The organism is Candidatus Oscillochloris fontis (assembly GCF_004138135.1).
GTDB classification, from domain to species: domain Bacteria; phylum Chloroflexota; class Chloroflexia; order Chloroflexales; family Chloroflexaceae; genus Oscillochloris; species Oscillochloris fontis.
The window spans coordinates 1-21,419 of record NZ_RYFD01000057.1; the positions used below are offsets into that span (position 1 = coordinate 1).

Annotated in this window: 20 protein-coding genes; 19 read left to right on the forward strand and 1 reads right to left on the reverse strand. The window is 59.6% G+C overall.

Annotated features, from left to right (window positions below; all coding sequences use genetic code 11):
• The 6 genes from EKD03_RS16065 to EKD03_RS16090 form a co-directional block, all read left to right on the forward strand.
• Positions 1 to 462 (forward strand): RNA-guided endonuclease InsQ/TnpB family protein (locus tag EKD03_RS16065; protein ID WP_153188299.1); only part of this gene is annotated, 462 nt, incomplete at its 5' end.
• A 43-nt stretch (positions 463 to 505) separates the two neighbouring features.
• Complete coding sequence (locus EKD03_RS16070; protein WP_129633096.1) at positions 506 to 871, forward strand: hypothetical protein; 366 nt, start codon at positions 506 to 508, stop codon at positions 869 to 871.
• Positions 868 to 2,373, forward strand: coding sequence for an FAD-dependent oxidoreductase (locus EKD03_RS16075; RefSeq protein WP_129633099.1), 1,506 nt, complete (start codon positions 868 to 870; stop codon positions 2,371 to 2,373). Before EKD03_RS16070 ends, EKD03_RS16075 begins: the two co-directional genes overlap by 4 nt.
• A 153-nt stretch (positions 2,374 to 2,526) precedes the next feature.
• Complete coding sequence (locus EKD03_RS18720; protein ID WP_202976807.1) at positions 2,527 to 3,558, forward strand: alpha/beta hydrolase; 1,032 nt, start codon at positions 2,527 to 2,529, stop codon at positions 3,556 to 3,558.
• A 68-nt stretch (positions 3,559 to 3,626) separates the two neighbouring features.
• Positions 3,627 to 4,868 carry a molybdopterin molybdotransferase MoeA gene (locus EKD03_RS16085; protein ID WP_129633101.1) on the forward strand — a complete coding sequence of 414 codons (1,242 nt, stop codon included), beginning with the start codon at positions 3,627 to 3,629 and terminating at the stop codon, positions 4,866 to 4,868.
• 89 nt (positions 4,869 to 4,957) lie between these two features.
• A complete protein-coding gene (locus EKD03_RS16090; protein WP_129633103.1) occupies positions 4,958 to 5,974 on the forward strand; it encodes an SLAC1 anion channel family protein in 1,017 nt (338 codons plus the stop codon).
• 44 nt (positions 5,975 to 6,018) lie between these two features.
• Here the strand turns inward: EKD03_RS16090 and EKD03_RS16095 are convergent, their stop codons facing one another.
• Positions 6,019 to 6,408, reverse strand: a complete 390-nt coding sequence (locus EKD03_RS16095) for a PPOX class F420-dependent oxidoreductase (RefSeq protein ID WP_129633105.1) — start codon at positions 6,406 to 6,408, stop codon at positions 6,019 to 6,021.
• 137 nt (positions 6,409 to 6,545) lie between these two features.
• Between EKD03_RS16095 and EKD03_RS16100 the strand changes: the two genes are divergently transcribed.
• The 13 genes from EKD03_RS16100 to panC all read left to right on the forward strand — a co-directional run bounded on the left by EKD03_RS16100 (position 6,546) and on the right by panC (position 21,175).
• Positions 6,546 to 7,601: a glycosyltransferase family 2 protein gene (locus EKD03_RS16100; protein WP_129633107.1), complete on the forward strand. Its 1,056-nt coding sequence runs from the start codon at positions 6,546 to 6,548 to the stop codon at positions 7,599 to 7,601.
• A complete protein-coding gene (locus EKD03_RS16105; protein ID WP_129633109.1) occupies positions 7,598 to 8,755 on the forward strand; it encodes a glycosyltransferase in 1,158 nt (385 codons plus the stop codon). Before EKD03_RS16100 ends, EKD03_RS16105 begins: the two co-directional genes overlap by 4 nt.
• A 4-nt stretch (positions 8,756 to 8,759) precedes the next feature.
• On the forward strand, positions 8,760 to 9,593 hold the full coding sequence (locus EKD03_RS16110; RefSeq protein WP_129633111.1) for a transglutaminase-like domain-containing protein: 834 nt from the start codon (positions 8,760 to 8,762) through the stop codon (positions 9,591 to 9,593).
• 14 nt (positions 9,594 to 9,607) lie between these two features.
• A complete protein-coding gene (asnB, locus tag EKD03_RS16115; protein WP_129633113.1) occupies positions 9,608 to 11,500 on the forward strand; it encodes an asparagine synthase (glutamine-hydrolyzing) in 1,893 nt (630 codons plus the stop codon).
• A 15-nt stretch (positions 11,501 to 11,515) separates the two neighbouring features.
• Complete coding sequence (locus tag EKD03_RS16120) at positions 11,516 to 12,637, forward strand: glycosyltransferase family 4 protein (RefSeq protein ID WP_129633115.1); 1,122 nt, start codon at positions 11,516 to 11,518, stop codon at positions 12,635 to 12,637.
• Between the two features lie 34 nt (positions 12,638 to 12,671).
• Positions 12,672 to 13,466 carry a class I SAM-dependent methyltransferase gene (locus EKD03_RS16125; protein WP_129633117.1) on the forward strand — a complete coding sequence of 265 codons (795 nt, stop codon included), beginning with the start codon at positions 12,672 to 12,674 and terminating at the stop codon, positions 13,464 to 13,466.
• Entirely contained in the window at positions 13,463 to 14,545 is a 1,083-nt protein-coding gene (locus EKD03_RS16130; RefSeq protein WP_129633119.1) for a glycosyltransferase family 87 protein, read from the forward strand. Before EKD03_RS16125 ends, EKD03_RS16130 begins: the two co-directional genes overlap by 4 nt.
• Positions 14,546 to 14,715: 170 nt before the next feature.
• Positions 14,716 to 16,215, forward strand: coding sequence for an ArnT family glycosyltransferase (locus tag EKD03_RS16135; protein ID WP_129633121.1), 1,500 nt, complete (start codon positions 14,716 to 14,718; stop codon positions 16,213 to 16,215).
• Positions 16,212 to 17,726: a hypothetical protein gene (locus tag EKD03_RS16140; protein WP_129633123.1), complete on the forward strand. Its 1,515-nt coding sequence runs from the start codon at positions 16,212 to 16,214 to the stop codon at positions 17,724 to 17,726. The genes EKD03_RS16135 and EKD03_RS16140 overlap by 4 nt, the downstream gene beginning before the upstream one ends.
• The gene (locus tag EKD03_RS16145; RefSeq protein WP_129633125.1) at positions 17,723 to 18,640 is read left to right on the forward strand and encodes a hypothetical protein; all 918 of its coding nucleotides are present in this window, start codon (positions 17,723 to 17,725) and stop codon (positions 18,638 to 18,640) included. The genes EKD03_RS16140 and EKD03_RS16145 overlap by 4 nt, the downstream gene beginning before the upstream one ends.
• Positions 18,641 to 18,867: 227 nt before the next feature.
• Entirely contained in the window at positions 18,868 to 19,464 is a 597-nt protein-coding gene (locus tag EKD03_RS16150; RefSeq protein ID WP_129633127.1) for a hypothetical protein, read from the forward strand.
• Between the two features lie 35 nt (positions 19,465 to 19,499).
• The gene (panB, locus tag EKD03_RS16155) at positions 19,500 to 20,336 is read left to right on the forward strand and encodes a 3-methyl-2-oxobutanoate hydroxymethyltransferase (protein WP_129633133.1); all 837 of its coding nucleotides are present in this window, start codon (positions 19,500 to 19,502) and stop codon (positions 20,334 to 20,336) included.
• An 8-nt stretch (positions 20,337 to 20,344) separates the two neighbouring features.
• On the forward strand, positions 20,345 to 21,175 hold the full coding sequence (gene panC / locus EKD03_RS16160; protein WP_129633129.1) for a pantoate--beta-alanine ligase: 831 nt from the start codon (positions 20,345 to 20,347) through the stop codon (positions 21,173 to 21,175).
• Positions 21,176 to 21,419 lie beyond the last annotated feature (244 nt).

Here is a 21,419-nt window from a genome sequence, read left to right on the forward strand (position 1 = left end):
CAGGCCCGCTTCCGGCGGGATTGCGATCACGTCCTCTCCAAGCAGATTGTCCAGTCGGTGCAGCCCGGCGCAACGATTGTGCTGGAGAACTTGACCGACATCCGCACGCGGTCGAAGATCCGTAATCAGACGAAAACCAGCCGCCGGGTGCATAGCTGGTCGTTCGCACAGATTACCGCATTTGTGACGTACAAAGCCGAGGAACGGGGGTGTACGGTGGCTAGGGTCGATCCCCGGCATACCTCGCAAGCCTGTAGCTGCTGTGGGCATATCGCCCGCAACAACCGCCGTTCCCGTGGCCGGTTCGTGTGTCGTGTGTGTGGCTTCGAGTTGCATGCAGACCTCAACGCGGCGCGGAATATTGCGGCCAAGTACCATGCCAGCATCGCGAGACGTGATGCTGGCGGGCTGCCCGTCAACCAGCCAATCGTATCCGTCCCGACGCCTCGGCGTCAGGAGTGAGGTACAAGCCATGGGGCTGTAGCCCCTGCGGTAAGTTGACCTCATGTTACCCTTCCACGCCAAACTCCAAGTCACCCTCAGCCTCGTGACACTTGTGCTGACCCTCTGGGGCGCGGTCAATGCACTGCGCGGGCGCGTTGGGGAGACCTACATCGCCGGGCTGTGGATCGCCGAGCTACTCCTGATTTCCCAAGCCCTGATTGGGGCCACGATCTTCTTCACCATGGGTGCCCCGCTCTTTATGGCCATGCACATCGTCTATGGCGTAATCGCGCCCCTCTTCATCCCCGCCGCAATCCTCCTGGCACGCGGCCAACGCGGGCGACGCGAGGCGACCAGTTTTGCGGTAGCCGCATTTCTAGTCCTGGTGATCATTATGCGCGCTTATGCGACCGGAGGTGGCGGGTGAGTTATGATCTGATCGTGATTGGGGCGGGGATTGGCGGGCTGACGACGGCGGCGCTGCTGGCCCACGCGGGGCGGCGCGTGCTGGTGCTGGAAGCCCACATTGAGCCGGGAGGCTGCGCCTCTTCCTTCCTCCGCAAACGCCCCGATGGGTCGCACTATGTCTTTGATGTCGGGGCAACCCTGTTTGGTGGCTTTCAGCCCGGTGGTGCCCACGATTGGGTGGCGCAGCAACTCAACCTGCGCTTCCCAGTGGTCAAGCTCGAACCGGCCATGCAGGTCTGGTTGCCCGACCGAGTGGTGACGCGCTATGGTGATCCTGCGGCGTGGCAAGAGGAGCGGAGGTGCGCCTTCCCCAGCCAAGCGGCGGCGGCGGAACGCTTCTGGCACAACCAGGAGACGTTGGCCGATTGGGGTTGGCGTTTTGCGCGCCACTTCCCGCCCATGCCCCCCGAAACCCCCGCCGATCTGATCGAGTTGCTCCCGGCGTTGCGCCCAGAGCTGATCGGGATGCTCCCGCACCTCGAACGTACCGTCGCCCACGAACTGCACCGCCACCGCCTGCATGATCGTGCCCTGCGCAGCTTCATTGATGCCCAGTTGCTCATCTCGGCCCAGGTACCAGCCAGTGAGGCCGCCTGGATCTTTGGCAGCGTGGCGCTCGATCTGGCCCGCCAGGGCGTCTTTTATGTTGAAGGCGGAGCCTGGACAATCGCACGCACCCTCGCCGATGGCTTCATCCGCGATGGCGGCGAGTTGCGCTACCGGGCGCGGGTGGAGCAGATCCTGGTTGAAGGCGGGCGCGCCGTGGGGGTGCGCCTAGCGGGTGGCGAAGAACTGCGCGCCAAACAGATCGTCGCCGGGGTGAGCGTGTGGGACGTTGCGCGCCTCCTCGGCCCACACGCCCCGCGCCCGCTCCAGCAGCGCATCGCCAGCATTCCAGAGGTGTGGGGGGCCTTTATGCTCTACCTGGGTGTAGATGAGGCGGCCATCCCGGCGGGGTTGCCTGAGCACCATCAGGTAGTCCGCAACTACGACGCACCGTTGGGCGAGGGCAACAGCATCTTTATCTCGCTCCACCCCCGCGAGGATACGCGCCGCGCCCCAGTGGGCCAGCGGGCAATCACCATCAGCACGCACACCCGCGTGGGGCCATGGTGGAAGGCGCATACCGAGCGCAGCGTGTATGATGAGCGCAAGGCGGAATGGGCCGAGCGCCTGCTGAGCGCCGCCGAGGTGGTACTGCCCAACCTGCGCCAGCACATCCGCTACCAGCAGGCGGGCAGCCCGATCAGCTTTGCACGCTACACCGGGCGCGAGCGCGGCGTGGTGGGGGGGCTAGGCCAACGCCCCGCCCAGAGCGGCTTCGCCAGCATGGGGCCACGGGTAAGCGGGGTGGCCGGACTCTGGGTGGTAGGCGACAGCATCTTTCCGGGCCAGAGTAGCGCCGCCGTGACCCAAGGGGCGATTCGAGTCGCTCGGTTGTTACGCAGACGCGGCGTGTGATTACCCTGAATGGCACTACTTGGTTGACGCAAAGGCGCGAAGACGCAAAGAGTGCAACTGTTTGTACTGTTAAAGATTTTGCGTCCTTGCGTCTTTGCGTCAAAATCTGGGTTCGAGGAGAAGTATGAATAATCACAAGTAAGGAGCATCCCCATGCCACATGTCTTCCCCCCCACAAAACCCGACTATCAGGCCATCTATACCTCGCAGCACTATGCCATCCAGGAGTATGGCGATTGTGCCGATGCCAGTTTCATCCGCGCCTACATCCCCTTCAACCCCTACCGCGACGCCAACGGGCGGGTGAAGTTGATCGTCTACCTGCACGGCTTCTGCCTGGGTGCAGCCGAAATCTACCAGAGCCACCTACTCCACCTCGTGCAGCAGGGCTACTACGTCTTCTTCCCCAGCTACCAGCGCGGCTTCTGTCGTTATGGCGACACCCTCCCGGCGACAATGCAGGATCTGATCAAGGCGCTCTTCAACCCCTTCCCGATCAGCCCGCACGGTTGGTTCAACAACGCCATGCGCAGCGTCCTGCACGCTTACGAGCAGACCCGGCTGGCTGACGCACACGTGGACACCTACCTCTTCGGGCATTCGCTCGGCGGCCTCTTTGCGCTCAGTTGGCCCGCATTAGCGGGCGAGAAGGTGCCGGAAGCGCTACTACCCCAACAGATCATCACCGCCAACCCCATCCCCGACTCCGAGTCGCTCATTCCTACCCCCATCCGCATCTTCGGCCAGATGACCGGAGCCTACGCGGATCGAATAGATATGGCCCACACCGGACGCGCTCTGGATGTCCCGGTCGGTATCCTCCACGGCACCGGCGACATTCTCGTTCCAGTGAAGGCGTGGGTCAACCCCTTCGAGGCGATAGCCTCGGCTCACAAGCGCTTCTACTGCGCCCAGAACGATTCGCACGGTAAACCGGGGCTTGTCGCCGACCACATCCAGGCCGGAGTTGACACCACCTTCATCCCCGATGTGATGGCCATGATGTCGGTGGGAGGGATTGCGAGTGAGAACAACCTCAACTGGCGCTACATCTGGTACGCGCTCGATCAGGTGGTGCGCCACGGCACTCGCGCCGATCAACTCAGCTTTGCGATGGGTGAGTGGAGCGATGGGGTGCCGATCAAGCCGGTGCGTGCGGGGCGGCCACAGGAGTGTATGGGGTAGTGAGCGGTTGGCGCACGGGGAGGGTGAGGATCGATCATCATGAGAATAGGATTGGGGCAAGAACAACCATGAACGATATGCTGCGTGAATCACCCTACCCGATGCTGGCAGTTGAAGATGCCCTGGCAACGGTACTGGCACATGTGCGCCATTTGCCGCTAGAACAGGTTGACGCGCTGCGTGCCGAGGGGCGGATCTTGGCCGACGATCTGGTTGCGCCCGAAGATCTGCCCGATCTGCCCAAGGCGGCGATGGATGGTTATGCGCTACGCTCCAGTGATGGCCTCATCCCCCGCCGAGTGGTTGCCGAGCTAACCGCCGGGGTGAACCCGACCCTCCTGGTTGGCCCCGGCGAGGCGAGCCGGATCATGACCGGAACCCCTATGCCTGCCGGGGCCGACGCGATGATCCCGGTCGAACAGACCCGCGAAACCGAGGGGATGCTCGTGATTGAGCGGGTGGTTCGCCCCGGTGAGCATGTGCATTCGGTGGGCCAAGATCTCAGCCGGGGAGCGCTGGTGTTAGCCCGTGGCACGCGGCTCACTCCGGCAGATGTGGGCATCATGGCGACGCTCGGCATCACCCAGGTGGCGGTCTTCCGCCGCCCACGGGTGGCGGTGCTCGCAACGGGCGATGAGGTCTATGAGCCAAGTGCGCCGCGTCCAGTCGGGGCGGTACGCGACAGTAATCGTTACGCGCTCTTGGCGGCGGTGCGCGAGGCGGGCGGAGTGGCGATCTCACTCGGTATTGCCCGTGATGATCGTGAGACGCAGCGGCGGGCCATCCTTGAGGGGATCGCCCAGGCCGATGTGCTGCTCACCAGTGGCGGGGTGAGTATGGGCACCCGCGATCTGATCAAGCCGATTCTGGCCGAGTTGGGGACGATCCACTTTGGGCGCATCAAGTTTAAGCCGGGCAAACCAACCACCTTTGCCAGCGTTGGTGATACGCTCGTCTTTGGCCTACCGGGCTACCCGGTCTCCTCGCTAGTGGCCTTCGAGATCATCGTGCGCCCGGCGTTACGGGCATTGCAGGGCGACCCGCAGCCACTGCGGCCGCGTGTACTGGCACGGGTGGAGACGGACATCCGGCCATCCTCCGACCGACCCGAATACCAGCGGGTGCGCCTAAGTTGGCGCGGGAGTGAGCTATGGGCGACGAGCACCGGCAACCAGGGCAGCTCGCGGTTGCTCTCGCTGCACGGGGCCAACGGCTTGCTGATCGTGCCGCCAGGGTTGCAGATCTACCCGGCGGGGAGTAGCTTGGAGGTGTTGGTGACGGGGGAGATATTCAACCAAAATATTGGTTGAATAACCCAATATATGATGTTGCCGGTATAAGCAATAGTGCTACAATACTCAACAGATACCCACAATCATGTACGCGGAGTACAAAACCCATGAGCCATGCCCAGCAGCAACCGGCGCTCAGCCCGAATCTGAGCGCGATCCAACTACGGCTGCGCAACTTTCCGATCTCATTTTTTGCCGTTATCCTGGGGATGGCGGGCAGCAGCATCGCCTTTCAGCGCGCCGAACGTATTCTGGGCCTGCCCTTCAGCCTGAGCGGGATCGTTCTGGTGGTGGCACTCAGCCTCTTCGCCCTATTCGGAGTGATCTACACCACCAAGCTGCTCCGCTTCCCCGATGCGGTCAAGCACGAGTTTACCCATCCCATCCGCATCAACTTCTTCCCGACCATCTCGATCAGCCTATTGCTCTTCAGCGTAGCCTTTTTGGAGGTGCAGCACGACATCTCGCGCTACCTCTGGATCATCGGCGTGATCGTGCATACGCTGTTTACGCTAGGCATTCTGTCGGTCTGGATGCAGCACAGCATGTTCCAGATTCAGCACTCCAACCCCTCGTGGTTCATCCCGGTGGTGGGGAATATGATTGTGCCCATCGCGGGGGTTGAACATTTCCACAGCGACATCTCGTGGTTCTATTTTAGTGTCGGGCTGATCTTCTGGATCGCACTCTTCAGCATCTTTTTCAATCGGATCATCTTCCACGCCCCGTTGGCAGATCGGATGATACCGACGCTCTTCATTATGATCGCGCCACCCGCGATTGGCTTCATTGCCTATGTCAAACTCATGAGCCATGATGTGAGCGGCTTTGTGCTAGACGGCTTTGCCAAATCACTCTACTCATTCGCACTCTTCCTCTTCATCCTGCTCGTCGCCCAGTATCGGCAGTTCCTCAAGATCCAGTTTTACCTCTCGTGGTGGGCCTACTCCTTCCCGGTGGCCGCGCTCACGATTGCGACGATCTTTATGTACAGCAAGACCAAGCTGGCCTTCCACCAGGGCTTGGGGTATGTGCTGCTCGCACTGTTGAGCCTGCTGATTCTTACGTTGCTCGGTCTGACCCTACGGGCGGTGGGGAAGAAGGAGATCTGTGTGGAGGAGTAATTCTAAGCTTCCCGGAAGCTTTCAGCTTCCGGGAAGCTTATTTATTACGCCGGAGCAATCTCAACCCAATCGCGCTCTACACCGCGCATCGTTATAAAGAACTCGAAGACCGCCTTCATCAGCCCATACTTCTCATCAAGTGCAATCTTAGCGATCTCCACCTCATCGGGGCCAAGCACACGTGCTCTGGCCTCTATCGTCTCGCCACGTGGGTTGCCGCGTGCATCCGAGGGGCCGATCATGACGCGCCCGTTGTTGCGGATGCGCTTCACTTTGCCTGAGTTTTTGGTAGTGACAACATAGAACTTACCGTTCTTGAGTGCGAACCAGATCGGGGTCTTGATCGCCTCGCCATTTTTGCGGTAGGTAAAAAGGTTGGCGTACTGGTGTTTATTTAGTGCGGTAAAGGTGTCGGGTTGTGGCACTTGTGACATTGTTGGTTACTCCATGGTGTTGTGTCGTTCTCTGTATTCATTGTAGCACGCCTCACATAAAATAGCGGCCCTGGTATGTTAGAGCTTTATAATAGAACCTGTTGGTGTCGCGGTCTCTTGCAGAAGGATCAGCCCCCATGCGCCGTGCGGCTCTTGAGCAGCGCCCCGTCCCGCCCATCCCCACCGAGGATGCCCAGGAAGCCTTGCGCTTTTGTCGGGCATTGGCGCAATTGACAGCACCGGTTGAACCGGCGCTCCTGCCTGATCTCCCCGAACTTTCGGTGGTCATCCCGGCCTATAACGAGGAAGAGAATCTGCCCACACTCTACTCGCGGCTGCGTGCAGCGCTTGATCCACTCGATCTGGCCTACGAGATCATCTTTGTGAATGATGGCAGCCGCGACACGACCCTCAGCCTGCTTCAGCAGATGGCAGCCAGTGATCCACGTCTGGTGGTGATCGATCTAGCGCGCAACTTCGGGCACCAAGTAGCGATCAGTGCCGGATTAGACCATAGCCGGGGGCGCGGGGTGATCATTATGGATGGCGACCTGCAAGACCCGCCGGAGGTCTTGCCGGAGTTCATCGCTAAGTGGCGCGAGGGCTACGATGTGGTCTATGCCATCCGCGAGCAGCGCAAAGAGGGCTGGCTGAAGCGCACCGCATACACGCTCTTCTACCGCCTACTCAAGCAGGTAGCGAGTATTGATATTCCGCTCGACGCAGGCGACTTCTGCATTATGGATCGCCAAATCGTCGATCTGCTCAACGGCATGCCCGAACGCAACCGCTTTGTGCGTGGCATCCGCAGTTGGATCGGCCTGCGCCAGACCGGCTTGGCCTATGCGCGCCATGCGCGCTATGCGGGGCGCCCCAAATACACCCTGACGCGCCTGATCTACCTCGCCCTAGACGGCCTGATCTCCTTCAGCTACCTACCCCTGCGCATGATCTCGCTGGCCGGGGTCGGGGTCTCGATCATGGCGATCCTGATCGCCATCTTCTACACCATCCAGAAGATCACCGTGGGCCTCTCGCCACCCGGCTTTGCCACCCTGGTGGTGGCAGTCTTCTTTTTGGCCGGTATCCAACTCATCACCATCGGGGTGATCGGCGAGTATGTGGGGCGTATCTTCGAGGAGGTGAAGGGGCGTCCGTTGTATGTGGTACGCAAGGTGTGGGGGAGGGAATGATGCGCATCCTGATGCTGAATAACGAGTTCCCGCCCCTGGGTGGCGGCACCGGCACGGTGAATCAGGCCATCCTGACGCGGCTGGCGCAGCGCCCAGAGTTGGAGATCGATCTGATCACGTCGGCGCTGGGCATGCGTTATGAGCGGGTGCAGTTGGCCGAGCGGGTGCGGATGTTCAAGGTGCCGGTGGCCAACCGCAATATCCACCACTCCAGTAACCGTGAGCTACTCACCTTTGCCGCGCTGGCGCTGCCGTATGCGCTGCGCCTCCAGCGCAAGCGTCGCTACGATCTCGTCTTTGCGTGGAGTGCGGTGCCAGCGGGTGGGGTAGCGCTGGCGTTGCGCCGTTTGGCCGGGTTGCCCTATATTTTGCGCGTCTGTGGCCCGGATATTCCCGGTTTTGAGCAGCGTTATGGTGCGCTCTACCCCATCCTCACGCCGACGATCAAGGCGATCTGGCGCGGAGCCAGCCGCTTGGTGGCCAAGTGCCAGGATGAGGCCGACATGATGTTGGCGGTGCAGCCGGGGATGCAGATTGATCTGGTGCCCAACGGGGTTGATCTCACTCGTTTCAGCCCCGCGCCGATTGAAGATGCTGGCCCGCTGCACCTGATCTGTGTGGCACGCCTGATTGAGCGCAAAGGGCAGCACTATCTCATCCAAGCCCTGCGGCGCTTGGTAGATAGCGGCCACAATGTGGTGCTTGAATTTGTGGGTGAAGGCGATGCGCGTGATGATCTGATCACATTGGTACGCAACCTCGGCCTGACTGATCGGGTCACTTTTGCCGGGTATGTCCCGCGTGAAGAGATCGCCGCCCACTACGCCGCCGCGCACGGCTTCGTGCTGCCCTCGTACAACGAGGGGATGAGCGTAGCGACCCTGGAGGCCATGGCTGCCGGTCTGCCCACGATTGTGACCCGTACTGGTGGGGCTGAAGATCTGGTGGCCGAGGGGGTGAGTGGACATATTGTGGCCTGGGCCGATGTGGAGGCGTTGGTGGCACGCATCGCCCCGCTGGCCAAACAGCGCGATCTGGCGCGGCAGATGGGCGCGGCGGCGCGGGTACGCGCCCAGCAGTTTACCTGGGAGGCAGCGACAGAGCGCTATGTGGTGATGTTTGGGGGGGTTATTGCTCAATCCAAGGGGGGGTGATTCTATGCGCTTCAAGCACATACTGGCGTGGAAGTTTGGTCTTTTAGGTATCTTCTTATTTGTGATCAATATGCTTGGCCTGATCACCCCAATACGCAGCCCCGATTTAGGCCGGACAGCGACCTTTTTTGGCCCGGATGATCTGTTACTTTCAGCCCAAGAGGTACGCCAACTGAGTACCCGGCGCAAGGGAGAGACTACGTATACAGTGCTTGAACGTGCCACCTATGGAGTCATCCAGGGTATGGCCCATGATTGGACACCGGGTGCTTATAACCTGCATATCCCACCTACTGAGAATTGGTTGCTTTGGGGAATGGGATTTATTAATCCCTATTTTCAGCTTTGGGAATTTTCTGATTATGACAAAGCCCTAGAACGCAGTGTTGGTCTGTGTAGTCAACACGCGATTGTACTGAATGGTTTGTTACAAAAACAGGGGATACCATCAGAAATCGTGATGTTGGGTCTGTACCATGTGGTCAATCGGGTTGAGCTAGATGATGGCACTTGGGTGATTGCTGATCCTGATACGGGTGTTATTCTTCCTGATTTTGTAGATATTACCCCAGAGATTATCCGCTCTGCCTATGTAGGGCATCTAGCCATACAGACCGAAGGCAAAGATCTAGTTGACTATTACATCCAAGCCTACCAAGCGCCGGTCAGGATCACAGCAACACCATTCGAGTATAACCAGGAAAATGCCTCTTTTGAGCGCATGGCCTATGCTTACAAATGGCTTGTGCCGCTGATCTTGGTTCTCTTTGCGTTGAGTGTGCTCGCTCCGCGTAGAGCCGTGCGCTCCTCCAAGGTAGGTAATGCGCTAGTACCCTGATTGGGAGCCTATGTATGTGTGGCATCTGTGGCATCCTGCATCCTGATACGCGCCCGGTCAATGCCGATCTGTTGCGCCAGATGAATGATCAGATCATCCATCGTGGCCCGGATAGTGATGGCTTTTTTGTGGATGGGCGCGTGGGTATGGCGATGCGGCGCTTGGCGATTATTGACCTGAGTGGCAGTAGCCAGCCGATCTTCAACGAAGATCGCAGTGTGGCGATTGTCTTTAATGGCGAGATCTATAACTACCGCGAGTTGCGGGCCGAGTTGTTGTTGCATGGCCACCAGTTTGCCACCGATGGCGATACCGAGGTGATTGTGCATGCCTATGAGCAGTGGGGCGATGCACTCTTGCCCCGGCTCAATGGGATGTTTGTCTTTTCGATCTGGGATGCGCGGCAGCAACGTCTGCTGATCGCCCGTGACCGCATGGGTGAGAAGCCGCTCTACTGGCACCAGAGCCGTGAGCATGGCCTGGTCTGGGGCTCGGAGGCCAAGGCGGTGTTGGCGGCTCCCTGGGTGGAGCGCCGCATTGACCCGTTGGCGTTGCACCACTACCTTACCCTCCAGTACACCCCCGATCCGCTTACCATCTATGCGGGGATCAGCCAACTGCCCGCCGCGCACAAGTTGGTGGTCGAGGCGGGCCATGCACCACGTATTGAGCGCTGGTGGCGGTTGGCCTTTGAACCCAAGATCGCCCTGAGTGATGCCGAGGCGATTGAGCAGGCACGCCGCCTCTTACCGGCGGCGGTGGAGCGTCAGTTGGTAAGCGAGGTGCCGTTGGGTGCCTTTCTGAGTGGCGGGATCGACTCCTCGATCATCGTCGCGCTGATGGCTGAGCGTACCCGCGAGCCGGTACGCACCTTCTCGATTGGCTTTGAGGAGCGCCACTTCTCCGAGACTCACTATGCACGTCAGGTGGCCGAGCGCTACGCCACCGAGCACCACGAGTTCATCTTCCGCCCCGCCGACCTGGTGCGGGTGATTGAGGGGGTGGCGGCAGCGGCGGATGAGCCGTTTGCCGACCCGGCTGCACTGCCGCTCTACGAGTTGGCGCGCCAGACGCGCCGCCATGTGACGGTGGCGCTGAGCGGCGATGGCGGCGACGAGACGCTGGCCGGGTATCGGCGCTATGTCTTGGATGGCTGGTTGCGCCCCTACACGCTGCTGCCCCACGTGGTGACGCAGCGCCTTGTGCCGAGCCTCGCCGCGCTCATTCCGGAGATCTGGTGGCTGCCCGAAGACCGCAACCCGATCACGGGGATCAAACGGCTGGGCCAGTTTGCGGCGGTGAGCCACAAGGCATCGCTGGTGCGTTGGGGTTCCTACTTCAGCCAGCGCGAGAAGTTGGGGTTGTATACTGAGCAGTGGCGGGATCAACTCGCCAGTATTGACACCGCCGATTGGCTGGCGGTAGCCTATGATCAGGCGCGGGCCAGAAGCCTGCTGGATCGCACCCTGGCGGCAGATCACGTTACCTACTTGGCGGGCGATCTCCTGCCCAAAACAGATCGCAGCACTATGGCCCACTCATTGGAGGCGCGGGCACCCTTCCTGGATGCCGTGTGGGTCGAATGGACAGCACGGCTCCCGGCGCGTTTCAAGGTGCGCGGGCGCAACACCAAGTGGCTGCTCAAAGCCGCCTTCGGCGAGAAACTACCACCCCAGGTGGCCGCCCGTGGCAAACAGGGCTTCGGGGTTCCGGTTGGCGACTGGCTGCGCAATGAGTTGCGTAGCTGGACGGAAGAGCGGCTGTTGCACAACCCAACCCTGGAGGCGTGGTTGCGCCCGGAGGCGGTGAGCGAGTTGGTGCATGAGCATATGAGCGGGAAGGTCAACCACGGCAAGAAGCTGTGGGCCTTAGTGATGTTGGGGGTCTGGGTGGAGCAGCGAATGTAGGAAGGTAATCTTTTGATGGCTACGATACGCCCACTCCATATTGCCATTTCAGCGCGGGCTATCAGCCTCCCCTATGGTGGCGTGCGTGAATATATCGGTGGGCTACTGGATGCGCTGATCAAGCTCGACAGCCCGCACCGCTTCAGCATCTACTACGCCAGCCCCGAACTGCTTGGGCGCTACCCCACAGCCCACGAAGTGCTACTGCGGGCACCCCACAAATTCTTCTGGGATCATAGCATCCTGCCCCTGCGGCTGCATCATGATCGCCCCGATGTGGTCTGGTTCCCACATAATGTCATATCGTTAGGGTGCCAGATCCCGTCGGTGGTGACCATTCATGATCTGCTTTACTTTCCGATGCCCGAATTCCCTCAACGTGAATATGCGTGGATCGATTCGCTCTATATGCGGCTCTTTATTCCACCATCGCTACGCAAGGCACGTAAGGTTACAGTCAATTCGCAATGGACGGCGAACGATATTATACGTCTCACCGGAACCCCTGCTGAGAAGATCAGCGTGACCTACCCTGCGTTGAGTCTCAACTATCACCGCATGCCAGCCACGCAATCCCAAGCGGTGCGCGCAACCTATGGATTACAGCAGCCCTTCTTCTTCTACGCGGGGACACTTTCACCGCGTAAGAATGTACGGGTACTGATCGAAGCCTTCGGGCGGGTCAGTCGCGATCTACCGCATGATCTAGTTATCACGGGCGGGCCAGGATACCGCGAAGTCCCCTATGATGATCTCCTCGAACGCTATGCTATTGCACATCGGGTACGGCGGCTGGGACTCGTATCACGCGAGGATCTGATCGCCCTCTACCATGAAGCCGACGCCTTCATCTTCCCCTCGCGCTACGAGGGCTTCGGCATTCCTCCGCTGGAAGCCATGGCATGTGGATGTCCGGTCATTAGTTCACGAGCGACCTCGTTGGCTGAGGTTGTAGGCCAAGCCGGATTGCTCTTTGAGCCTGATGATAGCAAGCTCCTTGCTCAACACATGCTGCGCATTGCCAATGAGCCTGGGTTGCGCCAAACATTGATCCATGCCGGATTTGAGCAAGTGACGCGGTTCAGTTACCAACATTCGGCACAGACACTTTTAACCATGCTAGAGGATGCCTATTGAAGTTGTTCGCAAATAGTAGAATTAGGATCTTCCCATGCCCAAACTCCTTGAATACCCACGCTATGCCCTACAACTCCTGCGCGGAGAGCGTTTAGCTGGCGAACGTGACCAACAGGCCGATTGTTTGGCCGATATTGCGCCCATGATTGATATGCAGGTACCACGCCAGATCTTGGATCTGGCCAATGGGCGGCTGCGACCCCAGTATACGCTCTTCAAACGTCTGGGGCATGCGGTGACGGGGATTGATATGGCCAATTGGCCGCAGCGTTCGGCGATCAATCTGGCCTATGTGGTTGCACGGCAGATCTATACATGGCGGTTAGGAATCACGTATGAACCGCGCAAGCGGCGTACCCTGGTGTGTGGTGATGTGGGACGCTTGCCCTTTCCTGATGCGGCGTATGATCTGGTGATTTCGGCGGCGGCGTTTGAGCATTTTCTGGATGTTCCGGCAGTTGTGGCTGAGGTCAAACGGGTGCTGAAGCCGGGTGGGGTGGCATGGATTTCTATTCATCCCTTTGCATGCCCTAGCGGTGGGCATAATGTCACGTTTACCGAGTACCCGTTGCAACGCATGCCGGCTGGTATGGAGGCGTGGGATCATCTGCGCCAACGCCGAATTCCGTTTACGGTACCGCTGAATGAGTGGCGGCAAGCCCAGTATGTGGCCGAATTTACCCGCCACTTCGAGATCATCAAAACCTATTGCCGTACCCGCGAGGGCGATGCGCTGCTTACGACGCAGATCGAGGCTGAGTTGCGGGATTATAGCCGCGATGAACTGACTTGTCTACAGTTTGTGATTGTTGCCCGCAAACCCCTATGAAACTACGTATACCACACGATTCCCCGCATATCCAAACCATAAATCTGACGGTGGTCTTGGTAATTGCGACCATCCGTATTGTGCAGGTGATGAGTGCTGTTGGAAATGATCTGCCGATTGGGGGCGATACGCGGGCCTATTTGGCATCCGCACGAGCCATTACCCATGGAATCGATCCGATTGGGAATGCTGGAGCCGTCTTTCTACCCGAAGCACCGGCTGATATCCCGCCCTACTTCTACCCACCCTTGTTAGCCTTACTCCTTGTGCCGCTGGCAAGTTTGCCCTACCCTATCGCGTTGGGTGTGTGGATGCTGGGGGTGCTGGCAACTACCATTTTGCTGAGTGTCATGCTCAAGCCGTTGGTGGGGTGGAAAATGGCGTTGATTGGGGTGTTCTTCTTTTTGCCTACTTTGGAGTCGCTCTGGTTGGGCCAGATTAACGCGCTGATTGCGGTGCTAATTGCGCTGATCCTGAGCTCTACGAATGAGCAGTCCCATCGGCGCTTGGGGATGGCGGTGGCGGTGGGTGCTCTGTTGAAGATTACGCCAATTCTGGCGGCGCCGGTTTTGTTGATTAAGCAACGCTGGATGAGTCTGCTCGCGCTTGGTATGACTATCGTTGGGGTGGTGCTGCTCTCATTGCCGTTTGTACATATTGAGACCTGGATCAATGGCTCGATCTATGCGTTGCAGAGTAACGTGAGTTCGCCTCTCTTTGCTTCGTGGACGGGTATTTTGCGTCGGCAATCTGGTATGATTGCAACCCTTGGCCCGCCTGTGGTCATACTGACGCTGCTGGGGCTGACGTTCTGGCGTAGTCGGGTAATCAATCTACAATGGGGATTGACCGCTGCGACGTTATTGCCGCTGCTCATCTCGACGATTATTTGGCACTATACGACGATCTTGGCGCTGCCTGCGCTGGCGCTGCTCTGGCATTCGGGGCAGCGTGGGAAGGTGATTGCCGGGGCAACCTGGTTTCTGGTCTCGTTGGTAGGTGGAATCTCGCAACCGTTCATGCTGACGATCTGTTGGGCGGTTTGCTGTTGGCCGAGTCTGCTTGACGCCCCCACGTAGGGGCTGGGGTAGACGAGGTGCCTACGCCTAATTGTTCACACGTGGGGTAAAAGAAACCTTATTGTTCACGCGAAGGCGCGAAGCCGCGAAGGTTTTGTTATAGACGTTGCGCCTTGGCGTCAATATCGAGATGCGAGGAGAAGTGTGAATAGTTACGACGAGGCAATCTTATGCGTACATCCTCGCGCTTCCTCATGATTCTGCTAGGGATGCTGGCGGTATCGCTGTGGCTCAGTCTGCTCAATTCGCCCGCACCCAATTGGGATGAGGGCTGGACGTTGGCGTTGGCGCGCACGTGGGTCGAGCAGGGGGTGTATGCCCAACCGTTGGATACGGGCTTGATTGCCCCTAGTCTGGCGGCGTCGTTTCCGACGGTGGTGCCGGTGGCGCTGGCCTTTAAGCTGTTGGGGGTGGGGTATTGGCAGGGCCGTATGGCGATTGCGCTACTGAATGTGGCGGCGTTGGTGAGTCTGGCGCTGTTGGCGCGTTCGCTCTATGGCCCTAGGGTTGCGCTGGCGGTGGTGCCGGTACTGCTCCTCACCACGATCCATCCCATGGCTAATCCGTTCTATATGGGCCGCCAGACCATGGCCGAGACACCCATGCTGTTGCTCTTGACTCTCGCCTATCTGGCGCTTGTACCCGCGTTGGATGGATCGTGGCGCTGGACGCTACTGGCGGTGTTGATGGGGGGCTTGGCACTTGTGGCCAAGGCGCAGCCGACACCGTTCTGGTTCTTCGCGTTAGGAGTGGCTGTCGCATGGCTGCTCTGGCTGCGCGAGTGGCGCAAGGCGGCGGTGATTGGTCTCCTCTTGGTTGGTTCATGGGGTGTGGCGCACATGATTGTGGTGACCTGGAACCTCCTCGTTCTCGACCCGACCTTGCCCACACAGCCGGTGGTGGGCCTGACACGCACGGTAGCGTTGGTGCTGACACCGACGATCCGCCAGGTGGCATTGGTCTTTACGTTGATGATGGCGATACCGAGCCTGCTGGGGATGGCCTGGACAGCCCAAACAGTTTGGCGTGAACGTACCAATACCCAGCCCCAGCATGTGGTGCGCGGCATCATCCTGCTCTTTCTGGGGAGTTGGTTTGCGTGGTATCTCTTGCTCTCGGTTGCTTGGGGTCGCTATCTCTACCCGGTGGTCTTTTTGGGGGCGATGAGTGCGACGGCGCTGTTGGCCGAGTGGAGTGGCGATTTCCATATTCCTACATTCCTCCAACGCTTGCGTGGCACAACCAGCCAGCGGCTGCAAGCGGTGGTGGTACTGATCCTATTGCTCGTCACGCTGCCACTCTCGCTCGGCTATAGTCTCTATACGATCAAGAGTGCGACGGTTGCGCCACTGGAGGCGACGGCAGCATGGATCAATACCCAGACGCCGCCCGATGCGTTGATCGAGACCAATGAGAGTGAACTCTTCCTTGGTTTGCAGCGCCGTTACCACTTTCCACCCTACCAAGTGCATGTGGTGGCCAACCAACGCCGCTTTTTGGAAGAGATGGTACCCTTTGAGTATGATCCGCTCGTCAACCCTCCCGATTATCTGGTAACGGGGCCGATGGAGGCCAATTGGCAACTCTATGCGCCCTTGATTGCGGCGGGCCACTTCCAACTGGTTCAAGAGTTTGGTGTCTATCGTATCTATGTACAGGTTGAAGCATGATGCTGGTGAAGATTCGGCAGGTTCTGCTCATTCTGGCCACCCTCCTCGGCATTGCGCTCTGGCTGAGTATGCTACACTCACCCGAACCGCAGTGGGATGAGGGTTGGACGATGACCGTGGCACGGACATGGGTGGAGCAGGGGGTGTATGCGCAGCCACTTGATGGCACGCTGATCGCGCCAAGTCTGGCGGCCTCGTTCCCCACGGTGGTGCCGGTGGCACTGGCCTTTAAACTGCTGGGGGTAGGTTATTGGCAGGGCCGCATGGCGATTGCGCTGCTTAACCTGCTCTCGCTGGCTGCATTGGCGTTGCTGGCCCGCCGCCTGTATGGGGTCAGCGTGGGCATCATGGTCATCCCGACCTTGCTGCTGACCACCATCCACGTCACGGGTAACCCGCTCTTTGTGGGACGCCAAGCCATGGGCGAGCCAGCAATGATGCTGTTGCTCTGTCTCGCATTTTTTACCATGCTACCGGCACTCGCCGGTTCGTGGCGCTGGATGTTGGTGACGGTGGGCTTGTTCGGTCTGGCTCTCGTCACTAAAGCACAGACCCTACCCTTTTGGATCGTGGCGATGTTCGCTCCGCTGCCACTGCTGTTCTGGCGTCGCCACTTGGTCATGCTCGTGCGCATACTGGTTATCATCGTTGGCTCCTTGGGCGCGGCACGGCTGATCGCTGCGGCCTGGAACCTCTTGGTGTTCGATCCCACCCTACCGGTACCGGAGGTGGTGGGGCTAACCCGTACTGTGGCGACGGTCTTTACGCTGGCGAGTCGCCAACTCGGACTGCTGTGGATCGGAGCGATTGCAGTACCGGCGCTGCTCGGTATGGCGTGGGCCAGTTGGGGCATCTTCCGCCAACGTTTGCAGATAGATTGGGGCGATCCTATCCAGATCGTGCGGGTGAGTATCCTTGCGTTTGTGCTCAGTTGGTTGGGTTGGTTCCTCTTCCTGGCGGTTGCTTGGGCACGCTACCTCTACCCGGTGGTCTTTTTGGGGGCGATCTTCACGACGGCGATGCTGACCGATTGGACAGGTGATTTTCGCCCAGCCGAGGTGCTGCGCCGCCTCCGCAGTGGTGGGCGTCCCGGTTATACGGCGTTGGTGGCACTTACCGTGCTATGCATGGCGCCACCAGCAACGGTGTTCCACCAAATTTTCACCTACCCGATCAGTACCGATCAGCCGCTCTTGGCGACGAGTGCCTGGATCAAAGCCCACGTACCGGCTGATGCACGGGTTGAGACGAATGAGACTGAGTTGTTTGTCAGCCTCGATCAGCCCTACCACTTTCCACCCTATCAGGAGCATGTGGTGGCCAATCAGCGCCTCCTGCTGCATGAGTCTGTCCCCTTCACCTATGATCCGCTTGTAGCTGATCCCGATTATCTGGTCACAGGACGCCAAGAGCAGGCATGGCAACTCTATGCGCCCTACATTGAAGCAGGCCACTTCCAACTGCTTCAGGAGTTTGGCGTCTATCGGATCTATGCACGGCTGCGACCATGACGATACGTGAATTTCTTGCTCCGCCTCAGCGCCGTATCGCGCTGGCCGTGGGGATTGGGTTGCTGGCAGCGATTGCGGCTTATGTGCGTCTCGTGCTGACTGGTTTTGAGGCCGGTGATTTTACCTGGGCATGGCGTGGGGCACAATTCTTGCTGGCGGGTGAGAATCCCTACCAGATGATCCGCCCGACGGGTAAGTACCCCTATAATGATGTTCTCTACTACCCATTGACTGCCCTATTGCTCGCAGTGCCAGTAGCTTGGCTCCCCGGCCCAGTGGCAGGATCTGCCTTGCTGGGGATAGGTTCTGGTTTACTGGCATGGGGCTTGGTGCAGCGTGAGCAGTACCATAGCCTAGTGCTCTTCTTCAGCCCGCCCTACCTCGTTGCCCTACTCATGGGCCAGTGGTCGCCCCTGATTACCGCTGCTGCATTCATTCCGAGCCTAGGCTTGGTGCTCTCGGCTAAGCCCAATCTGGGGCTGCCGATGCTGCTCGTCTATCCCTCGCGCAAACAGTGGCTGCTGTGTGGCGCGCTGGTGCTGCTCAGTCTGATCATCCTGCCCTCGTGGCCGTGGGATATGCTGGCCAATCTTGCAACCCACATTAACTATGTCCCACTCCTCACGTGGTATGGGCCACTGCTTCTGTTGGCCCTGCCCTTCTGGCGGCATACCGAGGCGCGCTTGTTGCTCGCCATGGCACTCGTGCCGCAACGCCTCGTTTATGATCAACTGGCACTCTGGCTCATCCCCCAGACACCGCGTCAGGCGATGCTGCTCTTGATCAGTATGACCATGGGCTTGCTGATCGGGATTGTGCTAAAGATGGGTGAACTAGCTCTGATAACAGCCTATCTGCCCGCATTGGGGATTGTGCTCTGGCAGCAGCGTCAGCGTTGGTGGCGGTGGAAGTAATGGAGGTTCGGAGAAAGCACAGCCGCCCCCGAAGCTATTTTTTGTTGTTGAATGGGCTGCGCCCCATTCAACAGGGCATGTGCAAAGTCCTTGGGGCTGCACCGCCCCCGCACCCCCACCGGAGGTAACTTTGCACATGCCCTGCCCCATTCAAGTGATGCACGGAAGCTGGATGGTGACTGATGTATAATATCCAAACATACTCTCATGACCAAAACTGAGTTGTGATGATGGCAGAGCAGAAAGAATCTACGTCTATTCGCGGTAAGCTGGCAGCGTGGCTCTGGCAGCGTACTCCAGCGGGGCGTCAGGCAGCCCGTCAAGATCAGGTGCAGAGCGTGGAGGCAGAACATCACTGCATCGCCGAGCGTGACCAGCAGGTACGGGTGTTGTTAGCCCAGATCCGCACCCCCAAGGATTTTCAGGAGACGCTTGATGAACTGAACGCCCGTCGCCTCACTTTGGCGCAGAGCGATCATCTGGGCGAGTTGCGGGCGCTACGTTCGGCTTACGACTCGTGGATGGCCGATGTCGAAGATCTGATCGGTACCCGCGCCACGCAGCAGGAACGTGCCGAGCGTGCCCGCCAGCAGATGGCCCAGTTGCGCACCAATCTGCTCACGGCGCGCCCATTGACACCCGACGAAGCGGCGCAGTTGGCGCACCTAGAGGCTCGGCTGGCCGATCTACATGCGTCAGAAGCGAAGTTGGAGCAACTCTGGGATAGCGCCCAGGATCGTCAGGTCTGGATTCACCAACTTGGCACGGCCTACCGTCGTTTGGAGGCCGAGGCGCTCGCGCTCTGGCGGGCGGTCTGTAAATGAGCTTCTCGGAAGCTCGGATAAAAGGAGTTTGCATGATGCGAACCACAATCCTCGATATTCAGAAGATGAAACAGCGCACCGAGCGCATTCCGATGGTCACGGCCTATGACTATACCTCGGCCCAGATTGCGGATCGCGCCGGGGTGCCGATGATCCTGGTTGGCGATTCGTTGGGGATGGTGGTGCTGGGCCATACGTCAACCGTGCCCGTGACGCTTGAGGAGATGCTGCACCATACCCGTGCGGTGGTGCGTGGAACCCAACGCGCACTGGTGATTGGCGATCTGCCCTTCCTGACCTACACGACGACTGAGCAGGCGATCCAGAGTGCGGGCCGCATGATGCAGGAGGCGGGTGCCCACGCGGTGAAGTTGGAGGGTGGATCGGCAATGGCACCCACGATTACCCGGTTGGTGGAGTTGGGCATTCCGGTGATGGGGCATGTCGGCTTTACCCCGCAGTCGGTGAATCAGATCGGGACGCGGGTGCAGGCGCGCAGTTCCACCGATGCGGCGCAATTGATTGAGGATGTGTTGGAACTCGAAGCCGCCGGTGCGTTTGCGGTGGTGCTCGAACTCATCCCGGCCCAACTAGCGGCGGTGGTCTCACAACGGGTACGCATCCCTATGATTGGGATCGGGGCCGGGGCGGGGTGTGATGGTCAGGTGCAGGTGTGGCACGATATGTTGGGGCTGTATACCGATTTTAAGCCCCGCCACTCCAAGCGCTACGCCAACCTTGCTGATGTGATCGAGCAGGCGATAACGAGCTATGCCGATGAGGTGCGCGCCGGAACCTTTCCCGATAGTGAGCATAGCTCCAGCATGACCGACGAGGCGCTTCAGGCGGCGCTGGCGCAGACGGGTGAGTAGAGGGATTTATGCAGGTCATTTCAGCGATAGAGGCCGTGCGCCAAGCGCGGGCAAGCTATACCACGCTGGGCTTGGTGCCGACAATGGGCTATCTCCATGCGGGCCACCTGAGTCTGGTGCGTCAGGCGCACCAGGAGTGTGGCGCGGTGGCGGTGAGTATCTTTGTCAACCCGACCCAGTTTGGCCCCAACGAGGATTTTGGGCGCTACCCGCGTGATATGCAGCGTGACCTGAGTCTCTTGGAGGCCGAGGGGGTGGATCTGGTCTTTACCCCGCAGCCGAGCGAGATCTACCCGGTAGGATTCGGCACCGAGGTGGTGTTGGCGGCTGCCGAAGAGGTGTTGGAGGGGGCGGCACGGCCCGGCCACTTCCGGGGGGTGGCGACGGTGGTGTGTAAGTTGCTCAATATTCTCCAGCCCACCCGCGCCTATTTTGGCCAGAAGGATGCCCAGCAAACGGTGGTGGTGCGCCAGATGGTGCGCGATCTGAATATGCCGTATGAGATCGTGGTTGCGCCGACCATCCGTGAGGCGGACGGGTTGGCACTGAGTAGTCGCAACACCTACCTGAATGCCGAGCAGCGTCAGTCGGCGACGGTGCTCTACCGTGCTTTGCGTGCGGCCAGCGAACGCTATGCGACGGGTGAGCGTAGCGCTGCGGTGTTGCGCGAGGTGATGCGCACGGTGCTGGCGAGTGAGCCAGCCGTCCAGCCGGAGTATGTGAGTGTGGCCGATCCGCTTAGTCTGCGCGAGTTGGAGGCGATCAGCCAGGGGGCGTTGCTCTCCATGGCGGTGCGGTTGGGGAGTGTGCGGTTAATTGATAATATGGTGTTGGGATAAACCCCACATAGTAGGGGCGCAGCATCGCCCACCCGATGACCGGGGAAACCCCACACATGTTGGCGGGCGATGCTGCGCCCCTCCATGATCCCCCGGTTCCACCATGCCCCACCATGCCCCGCCATCCCCCGTCATCCCGTAGGGGCGAAGCATCGCCCGCCCGATGGCCGGGGAAACCCCACACATGTTGGCGGGCGATGCTGCGCCCCTCCATGATCCCCCGGTTCCACCATGCCCCACCATG

What these genes read in the sequence shown, in the direction of transcription:
- EKD03_RS16070 (WP_129633096.1), top strand. Translation starts at nt 506, where the DNA reads ATGTTACCCTTCCACGCCAAACTCCAAGTCACCCTCAGCCTCGTGACA.
- EKD03_RS18720 (WP_202976807.1), top strand. Translation starts at nt 2,527, where the DNA reads ATGCCACATGTCTTCCCCCCCACAAAACCCGACTATCAGGCCATCTAT.
- EKD03_RS16085 (WP_129633101.1), top strand. Translation starts at nt 3,627, where the DNA reads ATGAACGATATGCTGCGTGAATCACCCTACCCGATGCTGGCAGTTGAA.
- EKD03_RS16090 (WP_129633103.1), top strand. Translation starts at nt 4,958, where the DNA reads ATGAGCCATGCCCAGCAGCAACCGGCGCTCAGCCCGAATCTGAGCGCG.
- EKD03_RS16095 (WP_129633105.1), bottom strand. Translation starts at nt 6,408, where the DNA reads ATGTCACAAGTGCCACAACCCGACACCTTTACCGCACTAAATAAACAC.
- EKD03_RS16100 (WP_129633107.1), top strand. Translation starts at nt 6,546, where the DNA reads ATGCGCCGTGCGGCTCTTGAGCAGCGCCCCGTCCCGCCCATCCCCACC.
- EKD03_RS16105 (WP_129633109.1), top strand. Translation starts at nt 7,598, where the DNA reads ATGATGCGCATCCTGATGCTGAATAACGAGTTCCCGCCCCTGGGTGGC.
- EKD03_RS16110 (WP_129633111.1), top strand. Translation starts at nt 8,760, where the DNA reads ATGCGCTTCAAGCACATACTGGCGTGGAAGTTTGGTCTTTTAGGTATC.
- asnB (WP_129633113.1), top strand. Translation starts at nt 9,608, where the DNA reads ATGTGTGGCATCTGTGGCATCCTGCATCCTGATACGCGCCCGGTCAAT.
- EKD03_RS16120 (WP_129633115.1), top strand. Translation starts at nt 11,516, where the DNA reads ATGGCTACGATACGCCCACTCCATATTGCCATTTCAGCGCGGGCTATC.
- EKD03_RS16125 (WP_129633117.1), top strand. Translation starts at nt 12,672, where the DNA reads ATGCCCAAACTCCTTGAATACCCACGCTATGCCCTACAACTCCTGCGC.
- EKD03_RS16130 (WP_129633119.1), top strand. Translation starts at nt 13,463, where the DNA reads ATGAAACTACGTATACCACACGATTCCCCGCATATCCAAACCATAAAT.
- EKD03_RS16135 (WP_129633121.1), top strand. Translation starts at nt 14,716, where the DNA reads ATGCGTACATCCTCGCGCTTCCTCATGATTCTGCTAGGGATGCTGGCG.
- EKD03_RS16140 (WP_129633123.1), top strand. Translation starts at nt 16,212, where the DNA reads ATGATGCTGGTGAAGATTCGGCAGGTTCTGCTCATTCTGGCCACCCTC.
- EKD03_RS16145 (WP_129633125.1), top strand. Translation starts at nt 17,723, where the DNA reads ATGACGATACGTGAATTTCTTGCTCCGCCTCAGCGCCGTATCGCGCTG.
- EKD03_RS16150 (WP_129633127.1), top strand. Translation starts at nt 18,868, where the DNA reads ATGATGGCAGAGCAGAAAGAATCTACGTCTATTCGCGGTAAGCTGGCA.
- panB (WP_129633133.1), top strand. Translation starts at nt 19,500, where the DNA reads ATGCGAACCACAATCCTCGATATTCAGAAGATGAAACAGCGCACCGAG.
- panC (WP_129633129.1), top strand. Translation starts at nt 20,345, where the DNA reads ATGCAGGTCATTTCAGCGATAGAGGCCGTGCGCCAAGCGCGGGCAAGC.